The sequence below is a fragment of the Pseudomonas sp. GW821-FHT11D10 genome (assembly GCF_058808435.1).
On the sequence record NZ_JBXARR010000002.1, the window covers coordinates 606,760 to 633,218 of the forward strand.

Below are 26,459 nucleotides of genomic sequence, written 5' to 3' on the forward strand. Positions count from 1 at the left end.
CTATTTCGCGGTTGCATCTATAGCGAGCTACTGTATAAACCGGCCCATATAAACCGCGCCATTCAAGCAAGAGGATCCCGGACGTGGAAGAAATCATCGAACAACTGCGCGAAGCCAACGAACCCGTACCGGTTCCTTTGGAGTTGCCCGACGAAGACCAGTTGGTGGAAATCGAAGAAGAACTCTTCATCAACATCCCGTTCGTCTTCAAAGAGTTTCTGCTGACCGTCAGCGACGTGGTTTACGGCAGCCTGGAGCCGGTGACCGTCACCGACCCGCAATCCCACACCTACCTGCCGGACGTTGCTGCCAACGCCTGGGATGCCGGCGTGCCGCGTGACCTGATCCCGATCTGCCAGGACGGTGACGACTACTACTGCGTCGAAGAAGACGGCACCGTGGTGCTGTGGTCCGGCGAAGAAGAACTGATCACCGAAGAGTCCTGGGAATCGGTCTGGCACTGGGCGCGGGACGTCTGGCTGGAAAGCTGAAACGCCCCTCCCCATTGGGTGGTCAGTGCCCCGACGGCTCCTTGTGGTTGTCGAGGGTTTCCAGCAAGGCCACCTGCATCCGCGTGTGCACCCGGATGAACCAGCGCCAGAGCAGCGCCGCCACGGCGGCCGCGACCACGGCGATCAGCACCAGCAACTTGTTGGTCGGCAAGATACTGGCCGACAAGGCTGCCAACAGCAGAAAAATCACCAGCAGCGAGATAATCGGGATCACTTCGGCGATCACCCGGCGCACTCGCTGTGTGTGACGCCCGGCCATTTCCGGCTTCACGCCCATCTCCGCCAGCAGCATCGACAGCGCCTTGAGCTTGCGATAGGCCGCGATCAGGAACGGCAACGACACCAGCAGCGCCCCGCCCCAGATCAACGCCTTCTGCCAGCTCGGATCGCTGATCCAGTCCTGCATCCAGATCGAGAGGCGGCCGGCAAAGAAAGCGCCGGCAAAGAAGATCGCGATCACCAGCGCCAGATTGACCCCGACCTGCAGCAGGATTCGCCGGATCATCGACGCCAGCATCGCGCCCTCACCCTGCGGCTGAATGCTGCGTAGCCACTCGCCGTACATCCCGAACACTCGACCGAGGCGCTGCGGCATCGCGGCGGACAACTTGATCGACAGCGGATCGGCAGCCCGGATCAGGTACGGCGTCAGCAACGTGGTAATCACCGAAACCGCCACGGCCACCGGATACAGAAAGTTGCTGGTGACCTGGAGTGTCATCCCCAGCGCCGCGATGATGAAAGAAAATTCGCCAATCTGCGAAAGCCCCATCCCGACCCGCAGTGAGGTACGTCCGTCATTGCCGGCGATAAACGCCCCGAGGCCGCAGGACAACATCTTGCCCAGCACCACGGCGACCGTGATCACCGCAATCGGCCACGCGTATTGCAGAAGGATCATCGGATCGAGCATCAGGCCGATGGCGACGAAGAAGATCGCGCTGAACAGGTCGCGAACCGGCTCGATCAGGCGTTCGATTTTCAGCAGCTGCCGCGACTCGGCCATGATCGCGCCGATCAGAAACGCCCCCAGCACCATGCTGTACTCGAGCTTGACCACCAACAGGCAGAAACCGAAACACAGGCCCAGCACAGTGATCAGCAGCATTTCGTTGCTTTCGAATTTCGCCACATAGGCCAATAGTCGCGGCACCAGCAGAATGCCGATTACCAGCGCGACGATCATGAACAGCGAGAGCTTGCCGACTGTGGAAAACACTTCGCCGGAACTCACCGTGCCGCTGACCGCGATGCTCGACAGCAAGGCGATGATGCCGATGCCGAGAATGTCCTCGACGATCAGCACGCCGAAAATCAGCTGTGCGAAGCGCTCGTTTTTCATCTTCAGGTCGTTGAGCGCCTTGACGATGATGGTGGTCGAGGAAATCGCCAGGATCGCGCCGAGGAACAATGAATCCATGGTGTTCCAGTCGAACCAGCGGCCGATTTCGTAGCCGATCCAGATCATCAGGACAATTTCGAGAAACGCCGCGATGAAGGCCGTGGCGCCGACCTTGAACAGTTTGCGCAGGCTGAACTCCAGGCCCAGGCAGAACATCAGGAAAATCACCCCCAGCTCGGCGAGGGTCTTGATCGTTTCTTCGTCGTGGATCAGGCCGAACGGCGGTGTGTGCGGGCCGATGATGAAGCCGGCAACGATGTAGCCGAGCACTACCGGCTGCTTGAAACGGTGGAACAGCACGGTCACCACACCTGCGACCAACATGATCACCGCCAGATCCTGAATAAAGCTGATGGCATGCATGGTGTGGGCTCCTTGAATGACGAGGCTCACGCAGGCATGGGAAATGTCTGGGCGAGCTGAGTAAAAATCCGCTTTGGGTGTAGGAATCGCCCTTGGGAAGGCGCTTTTGCAGGGTAACACCGCGACTTCCGGCTGAAAGGCGGTGCAATATATGGAAACAGATCGATTCGGGCGTGACGGCGGCCAGTTGCCTGGCGTCCCGATAACGGTGCTTTTGAAAAGCGACCAGGCACCCGCAGAGGTGTTTCTTCCAGCAACCCTGCCTTGACCCGTGAGAACGTTATGGAACCCGGAAACGCCCAGCTGTCGATGACGGTACTGATGACCCCCGACATGGCCAACTTCTCTGGCAATGTCCACGGCGGCACCCTGCTCAAATACCTCGACGAAGTGGCCTACGCCTGCGCCAGCCGTTATGCCGGCCGCTACGTGGTGACCCTGTCGGTGGATCAGGTGATTTTCCGCGAGCCGATCCATGTCGGCGAGCTGGTGACCTTCCTGGCGTCGGTGAACTACACCGGCAACACCTCGATGGAAGTCGGCATCAAAGTGGTGACCGAGAACATCCGCGAGCGCTCGGTGCGCCACACCAACAGCTGCTTTTTCACCATGGTCGCGGTGGACGATCAGCGCAAACCCGCCGCCGTACCGCCGCTGCAACCGCAAAACAGCGAAGACAAGCGCCGCTACATGCAGGCGCAACAACGCCGGCAGATCCGTCAGGAGCTGGAAAAGCGCTATCAGGAAATCAAGGGCGACGCCTGAGTGAAAACGCGCTCGCGGACCACCTCCGCGAGCGCTGCAATGATCAGAGGCTGATCGGCGTGGCCTCGAACTTCACCCGCGGATGCGCAATCCGGTCCTGCGCTCGCACCAGCTGCAGCTCGTAACTGGCGCAGGCCTGGGTTTCCAACAGCACTTCATGCACCGCTGCGGCGGTGAATTCAAACGCCGCCACCAGACTGTCACCGAGCAGCACTCTCGCCAGGAACAGGCCGGACGTCAGATCGCCCACACCGACCGGCTGACGCGGAAACGCCAGCAGCGGACGTCGCAGATGCCAGCTGCCCTCGGCTGTCACCAGCAACATCTCAAAGCCATCCGCCGGTTTTCCCGGATAATCCAGATGTTTGACCAGCACCGCTTTCGGCCCACGTGCCAGCAGCGCCCGCGCCATCGCCAGGCAATCGAACAGCGACTGCGGCTTGCGCCCGGAGAAGCTGTCCAGCTCCAACTGGTTCGGGCACATGAAATCCGCAACGGCAGCGGCCTCTTCCAGCAGGAAATCACTGACCTCGGCGGGAACGCTGCAGCCCTTTTCCGGATGCCCCATCACCGGGTCGCACAGATAAAGAGCTTTCGGGTTGGCCGCCTTGATCCGCTCGATGCCACTGAGAATCGCCCGGCCCTGCGCCGCGCTGCCGAGATAGCCGGACAGCACCGCATCGCAATTGCCCAGCTCACCAATGGCGGCGATGCCTTCGACCAGTTCGGGGATCCGGTGCGGCGCCAGCACTTCTCCGGCCCACTGGCCGTACTGCGTGTGGTTGGAGAACTGCACCGTATTGAGCGGCCAGACATTCACCCCGACCCGCTGCATCGGAAAAACCGCAGCGCTGTTGCCGGCGTGGCCGAACACCACATGGGACTGGATGGCGAGCAGATGAGGCGTACGTTTCATTCGGGTTTTTCCGTAAAACGATTGAAATTCAAGCCGCGCAGTATGCGACGAAACGCAGCCTGTACGACAGACCGGCGACGCAGTTAAGCTGACGCCATCATTTGGAGTTTCGTGTTGATGCTCACCCTGGAAAACATTTTCGTGCTGATGCTGTTCGCCGTCGCCGGTGCGTGGCTCTGGCACAACCACGGCTTGCGCGAGCGGGCGCTGGAGCGGGTCAAACAGCATTGCGTGAATGTCGGCGTCGAGTTGCTCGACGGTAACGTGGCGCTGAAGAAGATCGGTCTGATCAAGGACGCCAGCGGCCGGCGACGTCTGGCCCGGGTCTACAATTTCGAATTCACCGTGACCGGCGAAACCCGGCACAACGGCACCATCACCCAGTTCGGTGCGCACAGCGCCCAGATCGAACTGGCGCCCTACCCGGCACCGTTCGATGAAACGCCGCCCGTGGTGGAAGTGACCAAACCGCGCGGTGAAGTGATCGAGCTGAGCCAGTGGCGTCAGGAACATACCAAGTGGAAGCCTTGAATCAGCTCGCCTGAAGCCGACACCGGGCCAGTCCGGCCTGTAATTCACTGACTGCCTGCGGTTCGTCGAAAATCAGCTCGATCCGGGAATCCTTGCGCCATTCACTGGGCAGCCAGCTGAGCTCGGCATTGTCCAGCGCATTGGCTGACTGCCAGCCGTCCAGGCTGTGAATCACCAGCTTGGCCCGGCGCCAGTTCAGACTTTTCAGCCATTGGGTAATCCCCGACACATCGAACACCTGACTCGGATGCCAGCGCCAACCGATGCTCCAACCACCCTCCTGGGCCTGACTCAGACAGATCGGCAACGCCGGATCACTCCAGATGGCCGGCATCTGCGCCAGCCCCTGGGGCACGATCAACTTATCCACACCTGCTTGCGCCTGTACCGCCTGACCCGGCAACTCGCTGAGCGGCAACATCGCCTGCTGAGTCCAGATCAGTCGGGCAGGCGGCAACTGTCGGGCGACTCGCTCACGCGTGGGCTCGTCGAGGTTTTCTGCCTTGTTCAACAGCAACAGGCCCGCGCTGGGCAAGGTTTGCTGCTGTGCGTCCGGCAGCGGTTTGCCTGCGGCGAGGGCCTGGGCGTCCAGCACCAGCACGCAAGGTTGTACGGCGAGTACGCCTTGCCACGGCGCCTCTTTCAGTTGCTTCAGCAGCTGCGCCGGATGCCCAAGCCCCGAGGGCTCGATGAACAGGCGATCCGGCCGCGCCTTGCGCAACAAACGCCCCAGACCAATCTGGAACGGCGCACCGTTCACGCAACACAAACAGCCCCCGGCCACTTCGCCCAGTGCGATACCATCGGCGTCGCGGGTCAACAGCGCAGCGTCGAGCCCGATCTGGCCGAACTCGTTGATCAGCACCGCCCAGCGCTCGTCCGCCGGTCGCTGGGCCATGAGCTGGCGGATCAGGCTGGTCTTGCCCGCGCCCAAGGGACCGGCGATGACGTGGGTGGGAATGTTCTGCAACATGATCAAGGTTTTCTGGAGGTCGAAGATGCGGTGGATGGGATGGTCATTGCTGCTGGCGTTGGTGTCGGGCGAGGCGCTGGCACAGGCCTGCGTGGTGCACAGTCAGGCAGAGCGGCTTGACGTGAAAGTCTGCCAGCAGAACCGCAACATCCCGGAAAAACTGTTCAACGACGGCTTCTGCCAGCCGACCCTGGCCGGGCAGAAAGTCGAGGTTCAATTCGTCGACCAGTGCCCCGCCGGCGCATTCGGCGTGTGCAGCAACGCGCAAGTCGCCAATATGCCTTATCGCCAGGATATCCACTATTACGGCGTGGCCACCGATTCGGCGTATTTGCAGCCTTATTGCGAGGCTCAGAGCCAGGGGAAATGGCTCAAGCCCTGAGGCGCTATCCGAGCCAGTCGAGGGTCAGCATCAGCCGCCGCTCACCCGGCGCCGGTTGCGGCGAGCGATGGATCAGCCCGAAACCTTCGTTGCCGTGCCATTTCTCGCCCTTGAGCAATGCCACTTCGCCCCGATTCAATTGCTGAATCCGTGACGCTTCCTGCGGCTCGGCTTGCGGCTTTCCCAGTTGCCGACGATCCATCTGCCCTTCCCTTAGCCATTCACTGCCGACACCTGCGTACGTGGTGATCAACCGCACCGGCACATGATCGACGTGAAAACGCGGACACATGGCCTTGTCCAGCACCCGCAGGCGCAAGCCGATCCGCCGCGCGCCCAGCAGGCAGGCGAAGGCACTGACCAACCATTTCAGATCGGCGATAAACCCTTCATAGCCTTCCAGATCGCGAAAGCCGCTGGCCAGTCCCGTGAGATCCGGTTCTGCGTCTTCGTCCGGCAATTCCAGGCACAGCGCCTCGGCGTAAGGCTCGTTCAGAGACAGCAACAAGTCCGCGAATTCGGCAATGTGCAGCGGAAGCTGGCGTTGCCAGACCGCGAGGTTGATTTCATCGTCGAGAATGTCCGCCAGCGCCTGTGGGGTCTGGCCGAAAGATTGATGACGCGTGCTGCCTGGCAGCGGTTTCAGGGCGAGCATCAGGCGACCTCATCGTGCCAGGCGCCAAAGGGATCGCGCAGTTGTAGCCAGTCTTGAGTACCGAGCGCCATTTCCGCATCGGTCAGCAGGCAATCATCGAGTTCCGACGACAGCTGTGCGAAATCGATGTTCTGCCCGATAAACACCAGCTCCTGGCGACAATCGCCTACGCTGGCGATCCAGTTTTCCATGATCGCGGCGGTACTTTCCTGATCCTGCGGCCACTGTTCTTTCGACACGAAGCGCCACCAGCGCCCGGCAAAACCATGGCGCATCAGGCCACCTGCCTGAGACCAGCTACCGGCGTCGGTGGGTTTGCTGGCCAGCCAGAAGAAGCCTTTGGAACGCAGCAGTTTGCCGTTTACCCAGGGGCGATCGATGAAGTCGAAGAAGCGCTGCGGATGAAAGGGCCGGCGCGCCCGATAGGCCGTGGATGCGATGCCGTACTCCTCGGTTTCCGGCAAATGTTCCCCACGCAATTCCTGCAACCAGCCCGGGGCCTGGGCGGCCTTTTCGAAGTCGAAGCGACCGGTATTGAGAATTTTCTCCAGCGGTACCTCACCCATGACCATCGGGATGATTTCGGCCTGAGCGTTGAGGCGTCTGAGAATGGCCATCAACTCTTCCCGCTCGCGGCTGCTGATCAGGTCGATCTTGCTGATCAACAGGACGTCGGCGAATTCGATCTGCTCGATCAGCAGATCGGTGATCGAGCGCTCATCTTCTTCACCGAGGAACTCGCCACGGGACGCGAGGTTTTCCGCGGCCTGGTAGTCCGGCAGGAAGTTCATGCCGTCGACTACAGTGACCATGGTGTCGAGGCGAGCGATGTCGGCGAGGCTTTGCCCCTGCTCATCACGGAAGGTGAATGTCTCTGCCACGGGCAACGGCTCGGAGATTCCCGTGGATTCGATCAGCAGGTAATCGAAGCGGCCTTCACGGGCCAGCTGGCTGACTTCTTCAAGCAGGTCTTCGCGTAACGTACAGCAGATACAGCCGTTACTCATTTCCACGAGTTTCTCTTCAGCACGGTTCAGGCTGACATCACGCTGGACTTCGCTGCCATCGATGTTGATCTCGCTCATATCGTTGACGATAACTGCAACGCGCAGATTGTCTCTGTTACGTAGTACGTAATTCAAAAGTGTACTTTTTCCGGCGCCGAGAAAGCCGGACAAAACGGTCACGGGAAGTCGGGAAGACATTGGATAAACCTCATCAGACGGTCGCTAAACAGCGCTGGAAGCTCTCGGTGGCGAGCGTTCTTGGGCTTCGATGGGATCACCAAGGAAGCGGACGCTTGAAAAGGAAGCCACGGAAAGCCTTGTCCGATTAATGTTATAGTATAACAACAAAGTCAATCCACTCTCTTCTTGCCCAAAGTGACAAAGGGCCGGAAGCTGTAATCAGGTCGTCGCCGAGTTACGTCATGAAAACCGTGTTCAAATACTCGCTTATCTGTCTGGCATTGCTGACGTTGAAAGCCGAAGCACAAGTGCCGGGGCTCGCCAATTGCACGCGCAGCGCGAACCTTTTGGCGTGCATAGCGTCAACACCGTCGGTAGCACGATTTACCTGCGTGGATTCGAGAAGGCGGGTAACCGATATTGGGCACAAACCAACAGCCGCTACGGGCAACTGACGTTCTTCACCGGCATCGCTTCCGATGGGGAAGCCTGGGTTGGCTACAACCGCCGTGTGGGCTGGACGACGATCAATCGTTTCTCCAGCTCCGGCGGCAGTAGCGCGAAGTTCACCTGCAGCCGGATCACCGGCAGCTAAGCCCGCGATCCTTTCTGCTCTTGTTGCCAAGCCATGTAGCTGTCGATAGGCGGATTCTTCTGGAAATAACGCTGCAAGCCCTCAAACAAACCGTCTGCCACGGCCTGCTGATGACGCGCGGTCACCAGGCGCTGACTGTCCCGTACGTTGGAAATGAACCCGGTTTCCACCAGGATTGACGGCACATCCGGCGATTTCAGGACGGCAAATCCAGCCTGTTCCACGCGCTTTTGATGCAGCGTGGTGATGTCGGCCAGGCTACCCAGCACCGTGCTTCCGAGTTGCAAACTGGCAGCGATGGTTGCGTTCATCGACATGTCGAGGATCACGCCAGCGAGCATCGGATCCTTGTCCTTGAGATTGAGCAGGCTGGTCGCGCCGAGCAGATCCACACCGTTCTCACGCTGCGCCATGAACCGCGCGGTGGCGGATGTTGCGCCGCCTTCGGACAAGCAATACACCGACGCGCCAGACGCGGTCAAACGCGGTGCAGCATCGGCGTGCACCGAGATGAACATGTCAGCCTTGTGCTGACGCGCAATCTCCACACGCTTGCGTAACGGGACGAAAAAATCGTCGTTGCGAACCAGCTTCACATCAAAGCCTTTCTCTCGCTTAAGCCGACGTGCGAGCAGTTGCGCAATGGACAGCACCACATCCTTTTCCCGCTCGCCTTTGGCGCCAATGGCACCCGGATCTTTCCCGCCATGCCCTGGGTCGACCACCACCATGATGTCGCGCTTGGGGTGAGATTTTTCTTGGGGTGTTTCACGTGGAACGCTCGCCGGGAGTCCTGCTGATGCGCTCAACAGATCCAGAACGAGGCGATGTCCTTGCCCATCCTGAGGCGCCAGCAAGAATGAGTTGAGCTGAACCGGACTGCTTAAATCCAGCACGATCCGGGTGTTCCCTTGGCCAAAATGGCCGGAGCGGATCGAATGAATAGGAGTGCCAGATAACGTCAATTGGCTGAAGTCCCCACTCAGGCTGGCGCCGCTCAAATCGATGATCAACCGCTCTGGTGCACTCAAGGTAAACGTCTTGTAGTTCACGGGACCACTCAGATCGAACACTAGCCGAAGCTTGTCATCCGAACGCCAAAGCCGCGCATTGCGTATCTGCGTGGCGGACACCGAAAAAGGCAAAACAAAGGCCGCGCTGGCCAGCATCAGGTTGAGCAAGTGGCGTCTGTGCATATGAAAGCCTGTTCATGAAAAAGGCATCGTGGTTTGAATTGTTATAATGTAACATCAAATTCAATCACCATGATGGAACTGCTCATGAACGCGCTGACTTTGCCGGATGTCGCGGCTCAAGCCGCCCGCCAGGCCCTGCCTCTCGAATGGGTGGGGATGTGCGGCATCGCATTACCTGTGTTTATCGAAGGCCAACGCCTGGCTGCCAAAGCGGATGCAGGCGTCAGTCTGGATGATGGAGACGCACGCGGCATTCACATGTCGCGGCTCTATCTGGGGCTGGAAGCGCTGGAACAGCAGAACCTTTCTCCCGCCCTTTTGCGCCAAGTTCTGCAGCGTTTTCTCGACAGTCACGACGATTTGTCCGAAACCGCCTACCTGAATATCCACACCGATTTACTGCTGAGAAGGCCAGCATTGGTCAGTCCTTTGGCAGGATGGAAAACCTATCCCGTCACCGTTTCAGCCCAGCTAAAAAACAAAGTGTTCCACGTGGAACTGAAAATCGACGTCGCGTATTCATCAACTTGCCCCTGTTCCGCAGCATTGGCGAGGCAGCTAATCCAGCAACAATTCGTCGACGACTTCGCCAACAAACCACTGCAACACGCCGATGTGTTGGCGTGGCTGGGCTCGACCCAAGGGATCGTAGCCACACCTCACAGCCAACGCAGTACCGCACAACTGCATCTCCACCTGGAAGAATTCGTCGACGAACTACCCCTGACGTCCATCATCAACGACGCCGAAGCAGCCCTCGGCACCGCCGTGCAAACCGCTGTGAAACGCGCCGACGAACAAGCCTTTGCCCTCGCCAATGGCCAGAACCTGATGTTCTGCGAAGACGCTGCACGACGCCTGAACCTCGCACTGCGCCGCTCACCCGGTGTCAGCGAATTCCATGTCCGAGTCATCCACGCCGAAAGCCTTCATGCTCACGACGCCGTCGCCGAGAGTCATTGGCGCCGGGAGCAGCCATGATTCGCTGCCAGAACCTGAGCTGGGGAATACCCGGCCAACCGCTCACTGCCCCGCTCAACCTGAGGTTGGAAAGTGGCAGCCTGACGGCCATCATCGGCGTCAACGGCAGCGGCAAAAGCAGCCTGCTCAAAGTCATTGCCGGGTTACAGCGACCGTTGGCCGGCAAGGTCGAGTTGGGTGTTCCGCGCCAAAGCGGTTTGTCCTTCCTGCCTCAGCAACAGCATCTGGATCGACAGTTCCCGATCAGCCTCCAGGAATTGGTGGCGGCCGGTTTCTGGGGACGCCGACTGTCATCGCAACTCAGGGCCCAACGTCTCGAATCCGCATTGGAGAACTGGCACCTGAGCGGACTGGAACATCGTCCCCTGATGGCCCTCTCCGGCGGAGAACTGCAACGCGCCCTGCTCGCCCGATTGAGTCTGGCCGACACACCGTTGCTGCTGCTCGACGAACCCCATGCCGCGCTCGACGAACTGGGTCAGACACTGTTGTGGCAACACCTGCACGCCTGGCATGAACAAGGACGAACCCTGGTCGTGGTTTGCCATGACCTCGCCGCCGTGCGCCAACACATTCCACAGACCTTGCTGATCAAACAGAGCGGCTGCGCATTCGGCAGCAGCGCCGACCTCATCCAGCAAACGCCTCACACGCAGGTGGCCTGATGCTGACGCTCAGCCATTTATGGCAGCCGTTCCACGAGTTCGTCTTCATGCGTCGGGCCCTGCTCGGCGGTCTGGTATTGGCGTGCAGTACGGCACCACTGGGCGTGTTTCTGATACTGCGCCGGATGAGCCTGATCGGCGACGCCGTCGCCCACGGCATCCTCCCCGGCGCCGCGTTGGGGTTCTGGTTCGCCGGGCTGAGTCTGCCGGCGCTGACCCTCGGCGGACTCGGTGCCGGTCTGAGCATGGCCGGACTCGCCGCGTGGATCACCCGACGCACCGGCCTGCGCGAAGACGCCAGCCTCGCAGCGATCTATCCCATCTCGCTGGCCAGCGGCGTGCTGATTCTCGGCATCGCCGGCAAGCGACTGGATTTGCTGCACCTGCTGTTCGGCTCTGCCTTGGCGGTGGACGGCCCGACCCTCAACGGCATGTTGTGGGTATCGGCACTCAGCCTGATGGCGATGGCGCTGATCTACAAACCGTTGCTGCTCGACACGCTCGATCCGTTTTTCCTGCGCACGGTCAGTCGACTCGGCCCCGTCGCCCATGGCGTGTTCCTGACGCTGGTGGTGCTCAATCTGGTGATCGGTTTCCAGGCCATCGGCGCCTTGATGGTGGTCGGCCTAATGATGTTGCCCGCCGCCGCCTCACGCTTCTGGAGCCGGCGCCTGCCGATCCTGATTGCCATCGCCGCGCTCATCGGTTGCGCGTCGGTATGGCTCGGCCTGTTGCTGTCGTTCTACTACTCGCTGCCCAGCGGCCCGGCCATCGTGTTGGTCGCCGGCGGCGGCTACCTGTTGTCCGTGGTGTTCGGACCGGTTCACGGTCTGTTGCGCCGCCCGCCTTTGCTCACATCCCAATGAGGTGTTTCCCGATGCGCGCTCTACTCGTGCTGTTCAGCCTGATGCTGTCGATGTCGTTATCGGCAGCGGAAAAACTGCCGGTGGTCACCAGCTTCAGCATCCTTGCCGACATGGTGCATCAGGTCGGCGGCGAGCATATCCAGATCACCAACATGGTCGGCCCTGACGCCGATGCCCACACCTACGAACCGACGCCGGATGACGCCAAGGCCTTGCTCAAGGCGAAGCTGATCGTCAAGAACGGACTGGGTTTCGAGCCCTGGCTGGATCGGCTGGTCGCCAGCACCGATACCAGGGCCCCGGTGATCAGCGCCAGCCGTGGCGTGATTCCACGCTCGCTGGATGAGGACGGCGAAACCGTTCCCGATCCTCACGCCTGGCACAACCTGGCGAACGCCGAGCTGTACGTCGCCAACATCACCAAAGCGCTGATCGCCGCCGACCCGGCAAACAAAGCCGACTACGAGCGCAACAGCCAGGCCTATCTGAAAAAGATCTACGCCCTCCTCGCCCAAGCGAAAGCCAAGCTCGGTTCACTGCCGCCGGGTAACCGCAAGATCGTCACCAGCCACGATGCCTTCGGTTATCTCGGTCAGGCCTACGGCATCGACTTCATGGCGCCACAAGGTCTGTCCACCGAACGCGAACCTTCCGCTGCCGAAGTCGCCGCGCTGATCACTCAGATTCGCCAGGCGAAGGTCAAAGCGGTGTTCATGGAAAACATCAAGGACGCACGTCTGCTGAAACAGATCGCCGACGAAAGCGGCGCACACATCGGCGGCACGCTGTACTCCGACGCCCTCGCCGCCAGCGGCCCGGCCAGCACCTTCACCGGGCTGTTCGAATACAACCTCAACACTCTTTACCAAGCCCTGAGCCAACCATGATCCGTAAAAATCCTTCCGGTGATTTGCCGCAGATTGCCGAGTCTGCCTACGTCGATAAAACCGCGATCATCTGCGGCAAAGTGGTGATCGGTGAAAACGTGTTCGTCGGCCCGTACGCGGTGATCCGCGCTGATGAAGTGGACGCGACGGGCGAGATGGAACCGATCACCATCGGCGCCAATTCGAACATCCAGGACGGCGTGGTGATCCACTCCAAATCCGGCGCGGCGGTGACCATCGGCGAATTCAGCTCCATCGCCCACCGCTCGATCGTGCATGGCCCGTGCACGGTCGGCGACCGGGTATTCATCGGCTTCAACAGCGTGCTGTTCAACTGCGTGGTCGGCAACGGTTGCGTGGTGCGGCACAACTCGGTGGTCGACGGCCGGGATCTGCCGGACGCGTTCTACGTGCCCTCCACCACCCGCATCGGCCCGGGCACCGACCTCTCGCAATTCCCGCCGGTGAGCGTCAGCGCTTCGGAGTTTTCCGAAGACGTGGCGCGCACCAACGTCGACCTGGTGCGCGGCTACAAAGCCCTGCAGAACGAGTTCTGAATCATGAGCAGTGTGCTGATTCGCAATGCGCGGCTGGTGAACGAGGGGCGCGAGTTCGACGCCGATCTGTTGGTCAGCAACGGGCGCATCGTCAAGATCGCCGGCAGCATCGAAGGTGAAAACGCGACCCGGGAAATCGACGCCAGCGGCCAATGGCTGCTGCCGGGAATGATTGATGACCAGGTGCATTTCCGTGAGCCCGGTGCGCCGGCCAAGGGCAGCATCCACACCGAATCACGTGCGGCGGTAGCGGGCGGAATTACCAGCTTCATGGACATGCCCAACACCAACCCTGCCACTCTTACCCTTGACGCGCTGGCCGACAAAAAGCGCCGGGCAGCGATCAATTCGGTGGCCAACTACGGTTTTCACTTTGGCGTCAGTCACAACAATCTGGACACGGTCGCAGCACTCAATCCGAGCGAAGTGGCCGGGGTCAAAGTGTTCATGGGCGCGTCCACCGGCAATATGCTGGTGGACGACCCGCACACCCTCGAGCGCCTGTTCGCGGAAGTGCCGACCATTCTGCTGGCCCACTGTGAACACACGCCGAGCATCGAGGCGAATGCCGCGAACCTGCGCGAACGCTTCGGCAACCAATTGCCACCCGACGCCCATGCGCTGATCCGCAATGCCGACACCTGCTTTCGCTCATCGTCTTTGGCGGTGGATCTGGCCAGACGTCACGGCACTCGTCTGCACGTCCTGCACCTGACCACGGCGCGCGAGCTGGCCCTGTTCGAAGACAAGCCGCTGTCGCAAAAACGCATTACCGCCGAAGTCTGCCTCCACCATTTACTGTTCGATGACCGTGACTATCCGAACCTCGGCAACCTGATCAAATGCAACCCTGCGATCAAGTCCCGGGCCGATCGTGACGCCCTGCGCCAAGCACTGCTGAGCAATCGCCTGGACGTAATCGGCAGCGATCACGCACCGCACACCTGGGCGGAGAAACAGCAAGCCTATGAACAGGCGCCGTCCGGGCTGCCACTGGTGCAGCACGCGCTGCCGGCGTTGTTGGAACTGGTGGCGGATGGCGTGCTGCCGATCACCACGCTGGTGGCGAAGACCAGCCACCGGGTGGCGGATCTGTTTGCCATTCCGGATCGCGGTTATTTGCGTGAGGGGTATTGGGCGGATCTGGTGTTGGTTCAACCGGAGCCCAAGGGTGTCGCGGTGTCACGCCAACCGGTTCTGTCGCAATGCGGCTGGACGCCCTTCGCTCAGCGCAGCTTTCGGCATCGGGTCAGCACGACGATGGTATCGGGGCAGATTGCGTGGCACGACCAACGGATCCACGACAACTGCCAGGGATTGCCGCTGCGGTTCATGCGCTGAAAAAAAACCGCCTCCACTCGATGTGGAGGCGGTTTCGATAATGACGTTACGCTCGCGGTTTGACCGTGCCGCAATCTTGACCCAGCCAGACCGCCCGGGTTTCCAGACTGCCCTTCTGGTTGATCCCGATGGCATTGAAGGTGCCATTGGCGACGGTGGTGAATTCGCGGTCACTGAGGAACGTCGCGACGCCGGTGCCTTGGGCTTTCGGGCAACTGAAGCGGAATTTCCACTGGTTGCCGACACGCTCGGTGATCTGCTGCTTGCAGCCCGACTGCGGGTCCGCCAGCGGAATATCGTTGGTCGCCACCTGCTGCGGCGTCAGGCAGGCGCGGATACCCTTGCCACCGATGTTGATCCCCTGCTTCTCCAGTTCAGCCCGTTGTTGCGGGGTGATCTGGCCCTGAATCTGGCCGAGGATCGATTGCACATCCATCACCTGATCATCGACCTTCACATTGCTCGACGTCATTTCCCACAACCCCGGCTGCAGCATTTGCGCCTGAGCAACCACCGACAAGGCCAAACCCAGGCCCAGCGCCAAACCCAGCAGACGAACGTTCATTGAAAAACTCCTGATCAGTAGTGGCCGTTAGACGCCGGCCGCCTGTTTCGGTTCATGGCGGGCGCTGGCGGCGTGAAAACAAATAGCGACAATCGCCATGGAACATGGTCTGTTAAGCATTGAATCTTCAGGAGCAAGGTTGCCCCATGGATTATTTCGGACCGCACATTTTCGGTTATCTGATCGCCCTGATACACACCCTCGGCTCGATCGCCGCGATCCATGCCGTATTGACCGTACGCACCGCTCAAGGCTCGATCGCCTGGGCGTTGTCGCTGATCTTCATTCCCTACCTCACCCTTATTCCTTATCTGGTGTTCGGTCGCAGCACCTTCGATGGCTACATCAAGGCCCGCCGCCAGGCCAACGAACAGATGCGCCAGGCGATTTCCGAACTCAACTGGCGGCCGTGGGTGGAAGAAGCCCTGACCGCCCGCGCCTCGAATGCTTATGACTCGTTGCGGGCGATGCCGAAACTGGGGCGCATGCCGTGCCTGGCCAACAATGAAGTGCGATTGCTGATCAACGGTGCCGCCACCTTCGAGGCGATTTTCCACGCAATCGACCAGGCACGGGAAGCGGTGCTGATCCAGTTTTTCATCATTCACGACGATCGTCTCGGTCAGCGCCTGCGCGACCTGCTGCTGAAGAAAGCAGCCGAAGGCGTGGTGATTCATTTGCTCTACGACCGCATCGGGAGCCACGCCCTGCCCCACAGTTATGTGCAGGCGCTGCGCGACGGCGGCGTCGAGGTCAAGGCGTTCGCCACCCGCAGCGGCTGGCTCAATCGTTTCCAGGTGAATTTCCGCAACCACCGCAAGATCGTGGTGGTCGACGGGCTGATCGGGTTTGTCGGCGGGCATAACGTCGGCGACGAATACATGGGTGAAAAACCACCGCTGGCGCCGTGGCGCGACACACACGTCCAGGTGCGCGGCCCGGTGGTGGCGTGCATGCAGGAATCATTTGCCGAAGACTGGTTCTGGGCCGCGCGGTCATTGCCGCCGCTGATCCTGCCAGACGCGTACCCGGAGGATGGCGTGCTTTGCCAATTGCTCGCCAGTGGCCCGGCGGATGCCTACGAAACCTGCTCGCTGTTCTTCGTCGAAGCCATCCACGCCGCCACCGAGCGCGTTTGGATCACCAGCCCCTACTTCATTCCCGACGAAGCCGTGTTCGCGGCATTACGCCTCGCGGTGCTGCGCGGAGTCGACGTGCGCCTGTTGCTGCCTTCGCGTCCCGACCACCGCATTGTCTACGCCGCCTCCAGCCTGTACGCCTTCGAAGCGGTGCGCGCCGGGGTTCGGGTATTCCGCTACGAACCGGGTTTTCTGCATCAGAAAGTGGTGTTGATCGACAGCGAAATCAGCGCCATCGGCAGCGCCAATCTGGACAACCGCTCGTTCCGGTTGAATTTCGAAGTGATGCTGCTGACCGTCGACAGCGAATTCGCCGCCAGCGTGGAACAGATGCTCAACGATGACTTCGCCCAGGCCTATGAAGTCGCCAAAGAAGAAAGCCGGGAGATCCACCGCCTGCAACAGGTCGGCATGCGGATCGCCCGGCTGATTTCACCGATTCTCTAGGTTCAAGGGTTGTAGATGTCGTCCCTCGTCCACGGCAGTTCGTGGCTGCCGTCGGCATGGGCCTTCACGGCGAGGATCTGGTGCAGATTGATCCAGCCACGCGCGAATGCGTAAGCGCAGCCCGCCAGATACAAACGCCAGATGCGCAGCGCCTGATCCGGCACCAGTTTCGCGGCGGCTTCAAGGTTGTCCTCCAGCCGTTCGCTCCAGTGGTCCAGCGTACGCGCGTAGTGCAGGCGCAGACTCTCGACGTCGACAATCTCCAGACCCGCTTCGCTGATCTCGGCCGAGATCATCGCCAGGTGCGGCAGCTCGCCGTTGGGGAACACGTATTTCTCGATGAAATCCCCGGCACCGCGTCCCACCGGACGGCCATCGGTGTGCTTGGCGGTGATGCCGTGGTTCATCACCAGACCACCCTCTTTCACCGCGCCGAACAGGGTTTTGCAGTATTCGGCGAGATTGGCGTGGCCGACGTGTTCAAACATGCCGACGCTGACCACTTTGTCGAAACGCCCGTCCTGGGGCAGATCGCGGTAGTCCAGCAGTTGCAGTTCGATCTGATCTTCCAGCCCCTCGGCTTTGACTCGCTCGCGGGCCAGGGCCAGTTGTTCTTTGCTCAGGGTGATACCGAAGACCTTGGCGCCAAACTCACGGGCGGCGTACCGCGCCAGCCCGCCCCAACCGCAACCGACGTCCAGCAGATAGTCGCCGGGCTGCAGACGCAGCTTGCGGCACAGGTGCCGGAACTTGGTTTGCTGGGCTTGCTCCAGGGATTCGCTGCCGGTTTCGAAATACGCGCAGGAATACGCCATGTCGCTGTCCAGCCACAGCTGGTAGAACGCGTTGGACAGGTCGTAGTGATAGGAGATGGCTTTGGCGTCGGTTTCCTTGTCGTGCACGGTACGTACCGGTTGAGTGTCCGCTTCCCCAAGCAAGGCGGTGCTCAACTCGTCGCACACCCGGATGACCTCGCTGATCGAGCCCTCCAGTTCGAGCTTGCCCTCGACGAAGGCCGCACCCAATGCGTCCAGACTTGGATGGGTGAACTGGGTGACCATCTGCGGGTCCTTGACCACGATGGTGACGCTGGGCGTCGGGCCCAGATTGAATTCATGGCCGTCCCAGAGTCGCAGGCGAAGCGGAAGCTGCAGATTCTGTAAGGCCGGTGGAAGTTGCGCGAGCATGGAATATCCCCCTGGTTTCAGACGTCTGATCTGAGGGTAGACCATCCTTGAAAATTAGCAGGCTATCGATTTGATAGCCGCCGACTATCAGCCACAGCGGCTGTCACCGCGCTGTCATCCGTGTTTCAGTGCGCCTACTCAAATGACTGCGAGAGCGGCGCACAGTTCGAAAAATGATCAGTCCGACGCTTTCAGCTTCAGCAGCGGTTCCTGAAAACGCAGCAGGCGGCCGGCATTACCCAGCACCAACAGCGTGCTCAGGTTGTGCAGCAATGCAGCGATCATCGCGCCCGCCGCACCGAGCCAGCCGAAGGCTGCGAATACCACAATGGCCAGCGTCCAGCCCAGGCCGATGATCACGTTCACTTGCAATGTGCGTCGGCACTGACGGCTGAGGCGCACGCAGGTGCCGAGCCGACGCAGGTCGCTGCCGATCAGCACGATGTCGGCGGACGCCAGCGCAATGTCCGCGCCACCCGCGCCCATCGCCACACCGACGACGCCCGCTTTGAGCGCCAGCGAATCGTTGATCCCGTCACCAACTACCATCGGCCGGAAGCCGTTGTCGATTTCCTTAAGCACTCGATTGAGCTTGTCTTCGGGCAACGCCTGGGCTTCGACTTCGTGCAGGCCGACATCCTTGGCCAGGGTTTGCGCGACGCTTTGCCGGTCGCCGGTCAACAGCAGTTGTCGTCCCAATCCGAGGTCACGTAGTTCGCTCAGCGCAAATCGCGCTTCCGGTTTGACGGTGTCGGCCAGCAACAGCCAGGCGAGGAATTCGCCGTTCAGTGCCAATCCGGCAATCGGGCCATCGTGTTCCGGGATCGCCGTGGTCGGGATGCCCAGCTGCGCAAACAGCTCCGGGCGCCCGAGTGCTGCTTCGCCCTGCGCGGTTTTGGCCACGACGCCCAACCCCTGTCGCTCATGAATATCGGTCAGCACCAGCACCTCTTCCGCGCTGACCAGTCCGGCCAGCGCGCGGCTGACCGGATGGCTGCTCGCCGCACCCAGACTCGCCGCCAGTGCCATTACCGCTCCATGATCCGCTCGCGGGCTGTTGATCGACTGCAAGCGCAGCGTGCCGTACGTCAGGGTGCCGGTTTTGTCGACCACCAGCGAAGTGAGATCGGCCAGTTCCTCAAGGAATGCCGAACTGCGGATCAGAATCCCGTGCCGCGCCGCCACCGCCACCCCGGCAATCGCCGTGGCCGGTGCCGACAACACCAGTGCGCATGGGCATGCCGCCACCAGCACCGCGAGCATCGCCTGCGCATCGTTGGTGACAAACCAGGTCACCGCCGCGAGCAATAACACCAGCACCATGTAACTGCCGGCATAGCGTTCGAGCAAACGGGTGATCGGCGGCTTGGAGCGTTCTGCGTTCTGCATCAGCGCGATGACTTTGCCGAGGGTGGATTCATCCCCGGTGCGGGTCACTTCGATTCGCAGCAACCCATCGAGGTTGATCGCGCCGCCGAACACCGCCATGCCGACGCCCGCTTCCACCGGCACCGACTCACCGGTGATCGACGCCGTATCGAGGCTGGCCTGGCCGGACAAAACCCGACCGTCTGCCGGTACCCGATCCCCGGCGCGCACTTCAACTTTGTCGCCAGCCTTGAGCGTACCGTTGTCGACTTCGATGATTGTGCCGTCCGCCTGCACCTTGCGCGCATGACTGCGCGTCAGTTGGCCGAGGGCATGAATCGCTTCCTGGGAACCGATCACACTGCGCTCTTCCAGCACGTGGCCGAAGATCATGATGATCGGCAGCAGAGCAGCGGTGAGCAGATCGCCCGTGGCCCAGGCCCCGATCATCGCCAGGGCGATCAACTGATCGGTGATGCCGTGCAGGCTCGGATAACGCAGGCTGAACCATGCAGAACGCATCACTGGGACCGCGACTAATAAAGAAGCGAATCCGAGCAGCAACTGACTGACGCCGGTTTGCTCCGGCATCAACCAGCGCCAGATCAGCCCCAGACCGAGCAAGCCGAGGGCGAGCATCGCCAAGGTCAACTGGCGCGCGGCGCGGCGTTGTTCGGCCGAGGACAACAGGCTCGGAGATGAGGTGGTGGCAGTCATTTGCTGGCTCCCTGAATGATCAGGCGTGAATCGTCTTTCGGGTCGACCGTGGTGACCGAACCGGCCTGACCGAGAATCTTCGGCATCCGCTCGCGGTACAGACGCAACAGCATTTGCGGGTCCGTGCCCTGCTGTTGCGCCTTGGCCAGGCTCAACACCGTCGCCGTGTCGGCGGAGGCTTTGGCCAGGCGCTCACCGGCCTGGGCATGGGCGACTTGCAGCGTGCGGTCGGCTTGCTCGTTGGCGGACTGAGTGAGTTTCTCGGCCTCGGTACGGGCGTTAGCTACAGCTTTGTCGGCTTGCTGGCTGGCGGTGAGGACAGCGTTGAACGCGCTCACTGCCGGCTCCGGCAGACTCGATTGCACATCGACCCGCGCCACTTCGATGCCGATGCCCTGCCCGCTCGTCTTCAACTCGGCGAGACGTCGGTTGATGCCTTGCACAAGATCACCGCGCAACCGTTCGCGACGTTCGGCCGCCTGATTGTCAGCACCGATCAACTCCGGCCGCGCCACCAGAATGGTGTCCAGATCTCGCGCCGCCGTCAGTGCGACGGCGCTTCGCGTCACCAATCGATCCAGCGCCGGCAACACATGCTCGCCTTGCAGCACGAAGTCATAGGGATCGGTGACCTTATAGAACACCCGCACATCCAGTTGCACAACACCGGCGTCACCCGTGAGCAGATAGCCGGAACCGGCCAGCGCATCACTCAGCGGCGTGGCGAAGGTCGCGACGCGATCCGCCTGCAAGGCCTGATCACTACGCAGCAGATTTTCCACCCGTCGCTCAATGACCCGATCCGCCGCTGGCAACAAAACCACCTGTTCAAATGGCTGCGGCCAGGCCAATAACAACCCGGCATTCTGAATGCGATCCAGCGCTCCGAAATGCAGAACCACCGCGCGGTTTTGCGGGTCGATCTGCCGGACATTGGAAAACGCCCAGGCCAATGCCGCGAGCACTGTCACCGCGTACAGCGCGAAAAACGCCAAACGTCCTGCTTGGATCCACGGACTGTTCAGCGAATGTGTTCCACGTGGAACTTCATTCATGGCTGCGATCCGCTTTTGCTGTCGAGATTCGGCGGACCGTCGACCAACACGCGGAATGGCGCGGCGTCGGTGCGCAGGATCAGTTTGGTGTCTGGCGAAACAATGGTGCCGAGGGTGTCCAGCGAACGCAGCAAGTTGTACAGCTGCGGTGAGCCGGCGTAAGCGCGCCCGTAAATCTGCGCCGCTTCCACTCGCGATTGGGCTTCGATATCGGCGGCTTTCACCGTGGCGTCGGCTTGCACGATGCGCGCATCGCGTTCGGCGGCGGAGCGGATTTGCGCCGCTTCACGTTTGCCGATGGCGGTGCGTTCGGTCGCTATGGTTTCACGCTCGGCGCGCATCCGGTCGACCGTTGCGGTGAGGGTCACCGATGGCAAAGTTAGACGTTCGATGCCCACCTGCACCACGCGCACGCCGTAAGTCGCGAGCAGTTGCTGATCGATTTGCTGACGCAACTGCGCTTCGAAATCGGCGATGCGAACCTGACTCGCATCGGTGTTCACCAGATTGGCCAGATCAAAACTGCTGGCCGTGGTTTCCAGTGCCGAGCCGACAAACGTCCGGATCTGCCGCGCCGCTTCGTCCGGCTGGTTCTGCACAGCGCGCATGAAGCGCTGCACGTTGTCGGGATCGCCCTGCACCTGCCAGGCCACGTACGCCTGAACGATGATGCGCAAACCGTCGCGGGTGCCGACATCCTGCAAGCCGCTGGAGGTCGTGCGCAAACGCAGATCCACCGGAATCGCCGCTTCGAACGGCGCCGGCCAGCGCCAGCTCAGACCCGGTTCCAGCAACACGCGGGACGGATTGCCGAACCGGGTGATGACCGTGGCTTCACCGGAGCGCACTTGCACCAGGCTCGCCGCCGCGATGGCGAACGCCACCAGCAACGCTGCCCAGCCCATGCGTTTCCACGGAAAAGGCCCCGCCTCTTCCGGCGCACCGTGGTGATGGTGATGATGCCCGTGATGGTGATGACCGCCGCCATGAGCATGATCGTGGCCGCTGTGGTCATGGTGATCGTGAGTGTGCGACTGGCTCAATGGGTGGCTCCTGGCTGAGCGGTGGTGCGCGCCGGATCTGCCGGCAGCGTGAACGTACGCAGGTCGATGGTCGGTGCGTTACTGCTGCCGCCCAGGCGATGGTCGAGTACCAGCAGTTTGGCTTTGCTCAGACCTTGGCTGAGTTGGCTGAGGTATTGCTCCAGCACGAAGGCCTGGCCGGCGCTGGCGTAGGCCTTTTGTTCGGCGCTGAATTTCAGATCCGCCGCCCGAGCCGTGGCGTTGATTTCATGAGCGTTGGCACTGGCCTGATCCCGAGCGAGGCTGGCCTGCAACTGCGCCTGATTACTCGCTTCGGCAGCGGCACCGCGCTCGCGGGAGATCAACGCCTGCGCGCCGATCTGCGCGGCTTGAACGCTGTGATAGGCATTGGCCGCCCCTGCCGGCGGGTGAATCGCTTCGACCACCGTGGCGAGAATTTCCACGCCACTGTCGAGTTTCTGCAGATCGCTTTGCACAGCGCGGCCGATCTCTTCGGCGAGCCCGGTCCTGTCTTCGCCGAGCAATCCATCGAGGGTACGCGAGGCAAAGTCATGCACCAGAACCCGGCTGGCGGTGCTGCGGATCAAAGTCGGTACATCGGCGCTGTTGTAGGTGGCGGCCAGCGCCGCTTGATCGCTCAGGCCGATGCGGTAGACGAAGCGCACGTCCATGTTGACGATCTGAAAGCTCTGCTGATCGCCACGGCTGCTGGCAATGACCTGAGACTTGTCATTGACGTGGCTGGCGTCCCACAAACGGTTGGCGGTAAATGGCGCCGGGCCTTCTGCCGGATCCAACTGCACGGGTGCCGGGTTTTCGCCGACGCTGGTCGCCAGTTCATGCACCACGCCATTTTCAACGTTCAGCACGCGCCCGAGCGGCCAGGGCAAACCGACGTGTAAACCCGGGCCGAACACCTGCACCGGTTTGCCGAAGCGCTCGTAAATGCCACGGCTTTGCATCGGAATTTCGTGAAGGCCGGTGAGCAACCAGCCTACCGCTGCCACCAGCAACAACACCGGCAAGAATGCGCGGCGCATGTAACTGAAGGCCCAGATCTGACGCAGATCGATGCCGAAGCGGTTGTGCAATTCGTGCTGCAACGCGAGCAAAGGTTGTGGCGGCCAGCGCAGCAGATCGGCGACGAAACTGCGGGCCAGCAACGCCGGTTCGAGTTGTTCGCGGCGCGGGCTGAACAGCGACAGCAGCGCGCGCAACAGCAATTCCAGGGCAACCAGCCCCGGCAGAATGCCGATCAACACCGCCAGACGCACCGGCCAGATTGCACTGTCACTAGCGAAAAACAGACACAACGCGCCCAGCACCAGACTGATGATTGCCACCCGCGTCAGTTGCGCCAGCGCTCCGGCCTCGGGCCATTGCGCCGGATTTTCCTGCGCCAGTTGCCGCTCCAGCACCAACAAAGCGAATGCCATCAGCAACGCGATGGCCGCGCCGACCGTGGCGGACAACCCCACACCCGCCGCCGGCAGCGTCAGATTCCACATTTGCTCGATGCTTAACAGCACCAGCAACGACCACCCGCCCAGCCACAATGTGGCCGCGCCAATCTGCCCGAGCAGGTGCAGACTGCGCTGACTCATCCGATCCAGCAGCCGCTCGTACCAGCCTTCCGGCGCAGGTTCCTCAGCAGCCGTCACCGGCACGACGGGATTGATCACCCGCGCCCGCCATTGCGTCACCCACCACGCCGATTGCAGTCCGGCCACCAGCACCAGCAACGCCGCGCTCTGATTGACCAGCAACGCGGGCCACAGCGATTGCGGTGCAAACAGCCCGACAAAAAACGCCAGCACCCACCCTGCTCCGGCCAACGCGCCCAGACCGATCGCCAGGCGACGCAAACGCCGGCCCTGCGTCGCCGCTTGCTGAAAGCGCGGCAATCCGTTCACCGGCGTGCCTTCATCCAGATCGACTTGCATATCCCCCCAAAACCCTTGGCTCACTGCACATATCGTTACGATATAACGAAAGTCGTGAAATATTTGTACTCATTTGCATCATTCAAAGATGCACAACCTGTCGCTTGCCTGAAGCCTTGACCGAAATGTCTGGAAACGCACATATTACGTTCGTAATTTTCAGTGCGAACTACTTTTACCGATCCGCATCCTTCAGCCAGGAGTAAGAGCATGAGCAACTATGACGTGGTAATTCTGGGCGGTGGTCCCGGCGGTTATAACGCAGCGATCCGCGCCGGCCAGCTGGGCCTCAAGGCCGCGTGCGTCGAGGGCCGCGCCACGCTGGGTGGCACCTGCCTGAACGTCGGCTGCATGCCGTCCAAGGCGCTTTTGCATGCGTCGGAACTGTACGAGGCGGCGCTGGGCGCGGAGTTCGCCAACCTCGGCATCGAAGTCAAACCCTCGCTCAACCTTGCGCAGATGATGAAGCAGAAAGACGAAAGCGTGAGCGGCCTGACCAAAGGCATCGAATTCCTGTTCCGCAAAAACAAGGTCGACTGGATCAAGGGCTGGGGCCACATCGACGGCCCCGGAAAAGTCAGCGTGACCGGCGATCAGGGCAGCCGGATCGAGCTCACCGCGAAGGATATCGTCATCGCCACCGGCTCCGAACCCACTCCCCTGCCCGGCGTGGAAATCGACAATAAACGCATCCTCGACTCGACCGGTGCGCTGTCCTTGAGCGAAGTGCCCAAGCATCTGGTGGTGATCGGGGCAGGTGTGATCGGCCTCGAACTCGGTTCGGTCTGGCGCCGGCTCGGCGCGCAGGTGACGGTGGTGGAATACCTCGACCGCATCTGCCCCGGTGTCGACGGCGAAGCCGGCAAGACTCTGCAACGCTCACTGAGCAAACAAGGCATCAGCTTCAAGCTGAGCTCGAAAGTGACCAGCGCCACTTCCTCGGCTACTGGCGTACAGCTCAGCGTCGAGCCTGCCGCTGGCGGCAGCGCGGAAATCCTTGAAGCCGATTACGTGCTGGTGGCCATCGGACGTCGTCCGTACACCCAGGGCCTGGGCCTGGAAAACGTCGGCCTGAGCACCGACAAACGCGGCATGCTCGCCAACAAACAGCGTCGCACCGAAGCGCCCGGCGTGTGGGTGATCGGCGACGTGACGTCCGGGCCGATGCTCGCGCACAAGGCCGAAGACGAAGCCATGGCCTGCATCGAGCAGATCGTCGGCAAGGCCGGCGAGGTCAATTACGACCTGATTCCCAACGTGATCTACACCCGCCCGGAGCTGGCCAGCGTCGGCAAGACCGAGGAGCAGCTGAAAGCCGAAGGCCGGGCGTACAAGGTCGGCAAATTCCCGTTCACCGCCAACAGCCGGGCGAAGATCAATCACGAGACCGAAGGCTTTGCCAAAGTCATCGCCGATGAGCGCACCGACGAAGTCCTCGGCGTACACCTGGTCGGCCCGAGTGTCAGTGAAATGATCGGCGAGTTCTGCGTGGCCATGGAATTCAGCGCCTCGGCCGAGGATATCGCGCTGACCTGCCACCCGCATCCAACCCGCTCCGAAGCGTTGCGTCAGGCGGCGATGAATGTCGAGGGAATGGCAACGCAGATGTAAGCACTGTGCGAATACTTCCCGCGCAATGCGGGAAGTATCAGGACGGCAGATGCCCCAGCGGCAGCGCGCCGGGGGTCTTCACCGTGTGGATCGCAAAATTGCTGCGGATGTCGCTTACCCCGGGCAGCTTCAACAGGCACCCGGTGAGAAAGCGGTCATAGGCGCGCAGATCCGGCACCACCACTTGCAGCAGAAAATCCGATTCCCCGGACACCAGAAACGCCGAAATCACCTCCGGCAACGCCGTCACCGCCCGGTGGAACGCCTCGGCCTGTTCATCGTTGTGCCGCTCGACCTTGACCCCGACAAACACTGTCAGCCCCAGCCCCACCTCATCACGATCCAGGTTGGCCTGATAACCGCGAATCACCCCGGCCTCTTCGAGCATCCGCACCCGGCGCAGACACGGCGACGCCGACAAACCAATTTCGTCGGCCAGCTGCACATTGCTCAGGCGTCCGTCCCTTTGCAGCGCGGCGAGAATCTTGCGGTCGAAGGCATCCAGTTTCATGGTTGGCAGATCCTGATGGTTTACGCGGTAAAAGATCGCAGATTATGCCAATTCAGAGGCCTTTAGAAGCTGACTACGCAACCACCTGCCCTGCCCTTC

25 protein-coding genes and 1 pseudogene are annotated in these 26,459 nt (G+C 61.2%); 13 read left to right on the plus strand and 13 right to left on the minus strand.

Annotated features, from left to right (window positions below):
- Nucleotides 1-83: 83 nt before the first annotated feature.
- On the plus strand, nucleotides 84-491 hold the full coding sequence (locus AC1RT4_RS09195) for an SMI1/KNR4 family protein (protein ID WP_007954245.1): 408 nt from the start codon (nucleotides 84-86) through the stop codon (nucleotides 489-491).
- Nucleotides 492-513: 22 nt separating this feature from the next.
- On the opposite strand, the gene AC1RT4_RS09200 is transcribed toward AC1RT4_RS09195, so the two are convergent.
- Nucleotides 514-2,277, minus strand: a complete 1,764-nt coding sequence (locus tag AC1RT4_RS09200; protein WP_085686044.1) for a cation:proton antiporter — start codon at nucleotides 2,275-2,277, stop codon at nucleotides 514-516.
- Between the two features lie 282 nt (nucleotides 2,278-2,559).
- Here AC1RT4_RS09200 and AC1RT4_RS09205 point away from each other — a divergent pair, with 282 nt between their 5' ends.
- Nucleotides 2,560-3,042, plus strand: coding sequence for an acyl-CoA thioesterase (locus AC1RT4_RS09205; RefSeq protein ID WP_003229693.1), 483 nt, complete (start codon nucleotides 2,560-2,562; stop codon nucleotides 3,040-3,042).
- Nucleotides 3,043-3,085: 43 nt separating this feature from the next.
- Here the strand turns inward: AC1RT4_RS09205 and pdxY are convergent, their stop codons facing one another.
- Nucleotides 3,086-3,958, minus strand: a complete 873-nt coding sequence (gene pdxY, locus AC1RT4_RS09210; RefSeq protein ID WP_039765058.1) for a pyridoxal kinase PdxY — start codon at nucleotides 3,956-3,958, stop codon at nucleotides 3,086-3,088.
- 117 nt (nucleotides 3,959-4,075) lie between these two features.
- Here pdxY and AC1RT4_RS09215 point away from each other — a divergent pair, with 117 nt between their 5' ends.
- Complete coding sequence (locus tag AC1RT4_RS09215) at nucleotides 4,076-4,489, plus strand: DUF3301 domain-containing protein (RefSeq protein ID WP_493085109.1); 414 nt, start codon at nucleotides 4,076-4,078, stop codon at nucleotides 4,487-4,489.
- Between the two features lies 1 nt (nucleotide 4,490).
- Here the strand turns inward: AC1RT4_RS09215 and AC1RT4_RS09220 are convergent, their stop codons facing one another.
- Complete coding sequence (locus tag AC1RT4_RS09220; RefSeq protein WP_493085113.1) at nucleotides 4,491-5,462, minus strand: CobW family GTP-binding protein; 972 nt, start codon at nucleotides 5,460-5,462, stop codon at nucleotides 4,491-4,493.
- Nucleotides 5,463-5,487: 25 nt separating this feature from the next.
- Between AC1RT4_RS09220 and AC1RT4_RS09225 the strand changes: the two genes are divergently transcribed.
- Nucleotides 5,488-5,844 (plus strand): NADH:ubiquinone oxidoreductase, encoded by a 357-nt coding sequence (locus AC1RT4_RS09225; protein ID WP_493085116.1) that lies wholly within the window; start codon nucleotides 5,488-5,490, stop codon nucleotides 5,842-5,844.
- Between the two features lie 4 nt (nucleotides 5,845-5,848).
- On the opposite strand, the gene AC1RT4_RS09230 is transcribed toward AC1RT4_RS09225, so the two are convergent.
- Together AC1RT4_RS09230 and zigA are read right to left on the minus strand one after the other, a co-directional pair.
- A complete protein-coding gene (locus AC1RT4_RS09230; RefSeq protein ID WP_493085118.1) occupies nucleotides 5,849-6,499 on the minus strand; it encodes a DUF1826 domain-containing protein in 651 nt (216 codons plus the stop codon).
- Nucleotides 6,499-7,704: a zinc metallochaperone GTPase ZigA gene (zigA, locus tag AC1RT4_RS09235; protein ID WP_493085120.1), complete on the minus strand. Its 1,206-nt coding sequence runs from the start codon at nucleotides 7,702-7,704 to the stop codon at nucleotides 6,499-6,501. Before zigA ends, AC1RT4_RS09230 begins: the two co-directional genes overlap by 1 nt.
- A gap of 224 nt (nucleotides 7,705-7,928) precedes the next feature.
- Between zigA and AC1RT4_RS09240 the strand changes: the two are divergent.
- Nucleotides 7,929-8,281 (plus strand): annotated as a pseudogene (locus AC1RT4_RS09240) (glutamine synthetase).
- Here AC1RT4_RS09240 and AC1RT4_RS09245 read toward each other — a convergent pair.
- A complete protein-coding gene (locus AC1RT4_RS09245; RefSeq protein ID WP_493085122.1) occupies nucleotides 8,278-9,477 on the minus strand; it encodes an N-acetylmuramoyl-L-alanine amidase in 1,200 nt (399 codons plus the stop codon). The pseudogene AC1RT4_RS09240 and the gene AC1RT4_RS09245 sit on opposite strands and share 4 nt — an antisense overlap.
- 84 nt (nucleotides 9,478-9,561) lie before the next feature.
- Between AC1RT4_RS09245 and folE2 the strand changes: the two genes are divergently transcribed.
- The 6 genes from folE2 to AC1RT4_RS09275 are packed head-to-tail and all read left to right on the plus strand — an operon-like array spanning nucleotide 9,562 to nucleotide 14,774.
- Nucleotides 9,562-10,458, plus strand: coding sequence for a GTP cyclohydrolase FolE2 (gene folE2 / locus AC1RT4_RS09250; RefSeq protein ID WP_493085124.1), 897 nt, complete (start codon nucleotides 9,562-9,564; stop codon nucleotides 10,456-10,458).
- On the plus strand, nucleotides 10,455-11,123 hold the full coding sequence (locus AC1RT4_RS09255; RefSeq protein WP_493085126.1) for a metal ABC transporter ATP-binding protein: 669 nt from the start codon (nucleotides 10,455-10,457) through the stop codon (nucleotides 11,121-11,123). Before folE2 ends, AC1RT4_RS09255 begins: the two co-directional genes overlap by 4 nt.
- Nucleotides 11,123-11,989 carry a metal ABC transporter permease gene (locus AC1RT4_RS09260; RefSeq protein ID WP_039765042.1) on the plus strand — a complete coding sequence of 289 codons (867 nt, stop codon included), beginning with the start codon at nucleotides 11,123-11,125 and terminating at the stop codon, nucleotides 11,987-11,989. Before AC1RT4_RS09255 ends, AC1RT4_RS09260 begins: the two co-directional genes overlap by 1 nt.
- Before the next feature lie 11 nt (nucleotides 11,990-12,000).
- On the plus strand, nucleotides 12,001-12,876 hold the full coding sequence (locus AC1RT4_RS09265; protein ID WP_493085129.1) for a metal ABC transporter substrate-binding protein: 876 nt from the start codon (nucleotides 12,001-12,003) through the stop codon (nucleotides 12,874-12,876).
- Nucleotides 12,873-13,433, plus strand: coding sequence for a gamma carbonic anhydrase family protein (locus AC1RT4_RS09270; RefSeq protein WP_011336655.1), 561 nt, complete (start codon nucleotides 12,873-12,875; stop codon nucleotides 13,431-13,433). The genes AC1RT4_RS09265 and AC1RT4_RS09270 overlap by 4 nt, the downstream gene beginning before the upstream one ends.
- 3 nt (nucleotides 13,434-13,436) lie before the next feature.
- Nucleotides 13,437-14,774, plus strand: coding sequence for a dihydroorotase (locus AC1RT4_RS09275; protein WP_493085131.1), 1,338 nt, complete (start codon nucleotides 13,437-13,439; stop codon nucleotides 14,772-14,774).
- A 46-nt stretch (nucleotides 14,775-14,820) separates the two neighbouring features.
- Here AC1RT4_RS09275 and AC1RT4_RS09280 read toward each other — a convergent pair whose 3' ends face one another.
- Nucleotides 14,821-15,339 carry a DUF3617 domain-containing protein gene (locus AC1RT4_RS09280; RefSeq protein ID WP_493085133.1) on the minus strand — a complete coding sequence of 173 codons (519 nt, stop codon included), beginning with the start codon at nucleotides 15,337-15,339 and terminating at the stop codon, nucleotides 14,821-14,823.
- Between the two features lie 146 nt (nucleotides 15,340-15,485).
- Here AC1RT4_RS09280 and cls point away from each other — a divergent pair, with 146 nt between their 5' ends.
- Nucleotides 15,486-16,925 (plus strand): cardiolipin synthase, encoded by a 1,440-nt coding sequence (cls, locus tag AC1RT4_RS09285; RefSeq protein WP_011336657.1) that lies wholly within the window; start codon nucleotides 15,486-15,488, stop codon nucleotides 16,923-16,925.
- Nucleotides 16,926-16,927: 2 nt separating this feature from the next.
- Here the strand turns inward: cls and cfaB are convergent, their stop codons facing one another.
- The 5 genes from cfaB to hflK (AC1RT4_RS09310) form a co-directional block, all read right to left on the minus strand.
- A complete protein-coding gene (gene cfaB / locus AC1RT4_RS09290) occupies nucleotides 16,928-18,112 on the minus strand; it encodes a C17 cyclopropane fatty acid synthase CfaB (protein ID WP_493085137.1) in 1,185 nt (394 codons plus the stop codon).
- A 177-nt stretch (nucleotides 18,113-18,289) separates the two neighbouring features.
- A complete protein-coding gene (locus AC1RT4_RS09295) occupies nucleotides 18,290-20,197 on the minus strand; it encodes a heavy metal translocating P-type ATPase (RefSeq protein WP_493085139.1) in 1,908 nt (635 codons plus the stop codon).
- Nucleotides 20,194-21,252, minus strand: a complete 1,059-nt coding sequence (gene hflK, locus AC1RT4_RS09300; RefSeq protein WP_493085141.1) for a protease modulator HflK — start codon at nucleotides 21,250-21,252, stop codon at nucleotides 20,194-20,196. Before hflK (AC1RT4_RS09300) ends, AC1RT4_RS09295 begins: the two co-directional genes overlap by 4 nt.
- Nucleotides 21,249-22,295 carry a protease modulator HflC gene (gene hflC, locus AC1RT4_RS09305; protein WP_045121726.1) on the minus strand — a complete coding sequence of 349 codons (1,047 nt, stop codon included), beginning with the start codon at nucleotides 22,293-22,295 and terminating at the stop codon, nucleotides 21,249-21,251. Before hflC ends, hflK (AC1RT4_RS09300) begins: the two co-directional genes overlap by 4 nt.
- Complete coding sequence (gene hflK, locus AC1RT4_RS09310; RefSeq protein ID WP_493085144.1) at nucleotides 22,292-24,238, minus strand: protease modulator HflK; 1,947 nt, start codon at nucleotides 24,236-24,238, stop codon at nucleotides 22,292-22,294. The genes hflC and hflK (AC1RT4_RS09310) overlap by 4 nt, the downstream gene beginning before the upstream one ends.
- A gap of 210 nt (nucleotides 24,239-24,448) precedes the next feature.
- Here hflK (AC1RT4_RS09310) and lpdA point away from each other — a divergent pair, with 210 nt between their 5' ends.
- A complete protein-coding gene (gene lpdA / locus AC1RT4_RS09315; protein ID WP_493085146.1) occupies nucleotides 24,449-25,849 on the plus strand; it encodes a dihydrolipoyl dehydrogenase in 1,401 nt (466 codons plus the stop codon).
- A gap of 37 nt (nucleotides 25,850-25,886) precedes the next feature.
- Here the strand turns inward: lpdA and AC1RT4_RS09320 are convergent, their stop codons facing one another.
- Entirely contained in the window at nucleotides 25,887-26,360 is a 474-nt protein-coding gene (locus tag AC1RT4_RS09320) for an Lrp/AsnC family transcriptional regulator (protein WP_007954205.1), read from the minus strand.
- Nucleotides 26,361-26,459 lie beyond the last annotated feature (99 nt).

Coding starts and splice junctions, on each gene's coding strand:
- AC1RT4_RS09200 (WP_085686044.1), bottom strand. CDS start 2,277: ATGCATGCCATCAGCTTTATTCAGGATCTGGCGGTGATCATGTTGGTC.
- AC1RT4_RS09205 (WP_003229693.1), top strand. CDS start 2,560: ATGGAACCCGGAAACGCCCAGCTGTCGATGACGGTACTGATGACCCCC.
- pdxY (WP_039765058.1), bottom strand. CDS start 3,958: ATGAAACGTACGCCTCATCTGCTCGCCATCCAGTCCCATGTGGTGTTC.
- AC1RT4_RS09215 (WP_493085109.1), top strand. CDS start 4,076: ATGCTCACCCTGGAAAACATTTTCGTGCTGATGCTGTTCGCCGTCGCC.
- AC1RT4_RS09220 (WP_493085113.1), bottom strand. CDS start 5,462: ATGTTGCAGAACATTCCCACCCACGTCATCGCCGGTCCCTTGGGCGCG.
- AC1RT4_RS09225 (WP_493085116.1), top strand. CDS start 5,488: ATGCGGTGGATGGGATGGTCATTGCTGCTGGCGTTGGTGTCGGGCGAG.
- AC1RT4_RS09230 (WP_493085118.1), bottom strand. CDS start 6,499: ATGCTCGCCCTGAAACCGCTGCCAGGCAGCACGCGTCATCAATCTTTC.
- zigA (WP_493085120.1), bottom strand. CDS start 7,704: ATGTCTTCCCGACTTCCCGTGACCGTTTTGTCCGGCTTTCTCGGCGCC.
- AC1RT4_RS09245 (WP_493085122.1), bottom strand. CDS start 9,477: ATGCACAGACGCCACTTGCTCAACCTGATGCTGGCCAGCGCGGCCTTT.
- folE2 (WP_493085124.1), top strand. CDS start 9,562: ATGAACGCGCTGACTTTGCCGGATGTCGCGGCTCAAGCCGCCCGCCAG.
- AC1RT4_RS09255 (WP_493085126.1), top strand. CDS start 10,455: ATGATTCGCTGCCAGAACCTGAGCTGGGGAATACCCGGCCAACCGCTC.
- AC1RT4_RS09260 (WP_039765042.1), top strand. CDS start 11,123: ATGCTGACGCTCAGCCATTTATGGCAGCCGTTCCACGAGTTCGTCTTC.
- AC1RT4_RS09265 (WP_493085129.1), top strand. CDS start 12,001: ATGCGCGCTCTACTCGTGCTGTTCAGCCTGATGCTGTCGATGTCGTTA.
- AC1RT4_RS09270 (WP_011336655.1), top strand. CDS start 12,873: ATGATCCGTAAAAATCCTTCCGGTGATTTGCCGCAGATTGCCGAGTCT.
- AC1RT4_RS09275 (WP_493085131.1), top strand. CDS start 13,437: ATGAGCAGTGTGCTGATTCGCAATGCGCGGCTGGTGAACGAGGGGCGC.
- AC1RT4_RS09280 (WP_493085133.1), bottom strand. CDS start 15,339: ATGAACGTTCGTCTGCTGGGTTTGGCGCTGGGCCTGGGTTTGGCCTTG.
- cls (WP_011336657.1), top strand. CDS start 15,486: ATGGATTATTTCGGACCGCACATTTTCGGTTATCTGATCGCCCTGATA.
- cfaB (WP_493085137.1), bottom strand. CDS start 18,112: ATGCTCGCGCAACTTCCACCGGCCTTACAGAATCTGCAGCTTCCGCTT.
- AC1RT4_RS09295 (WP_493085139.1), bottom strand. CDS start 20,197: ATGACTGCCACCACCTCATCTCCGAGCCTGTTGTCCTCGGCCGAACAA.
- hflK (WP_493085141.1), bottom strand. CDS start 21,252: ATGAATGAAGTTCCACGTGGAACACATTCGCTGAACAGTCCGTGGATC.
- hflK (WP_493085144.1), bottom strand. CDS start 24,238: ATGCAAGTCGATCTGGATGAAGGCACGCCGGTGAACGGATTGCCGCGC.
- lpdA (WP_493085146.1), top strand. CDS start 24,449: ATGAGCAACTATGACGTGGTAATTCTGGGCGGTGGTCCCGGCGGTTAT.
- AC1RT4_RS09320 (WP_007954205.1), bottom strand. CDS start 26,360: ATGAAACTGGATGCCTTCGACCGCAAGATTCTCGCCGCGCTGCAAAGG.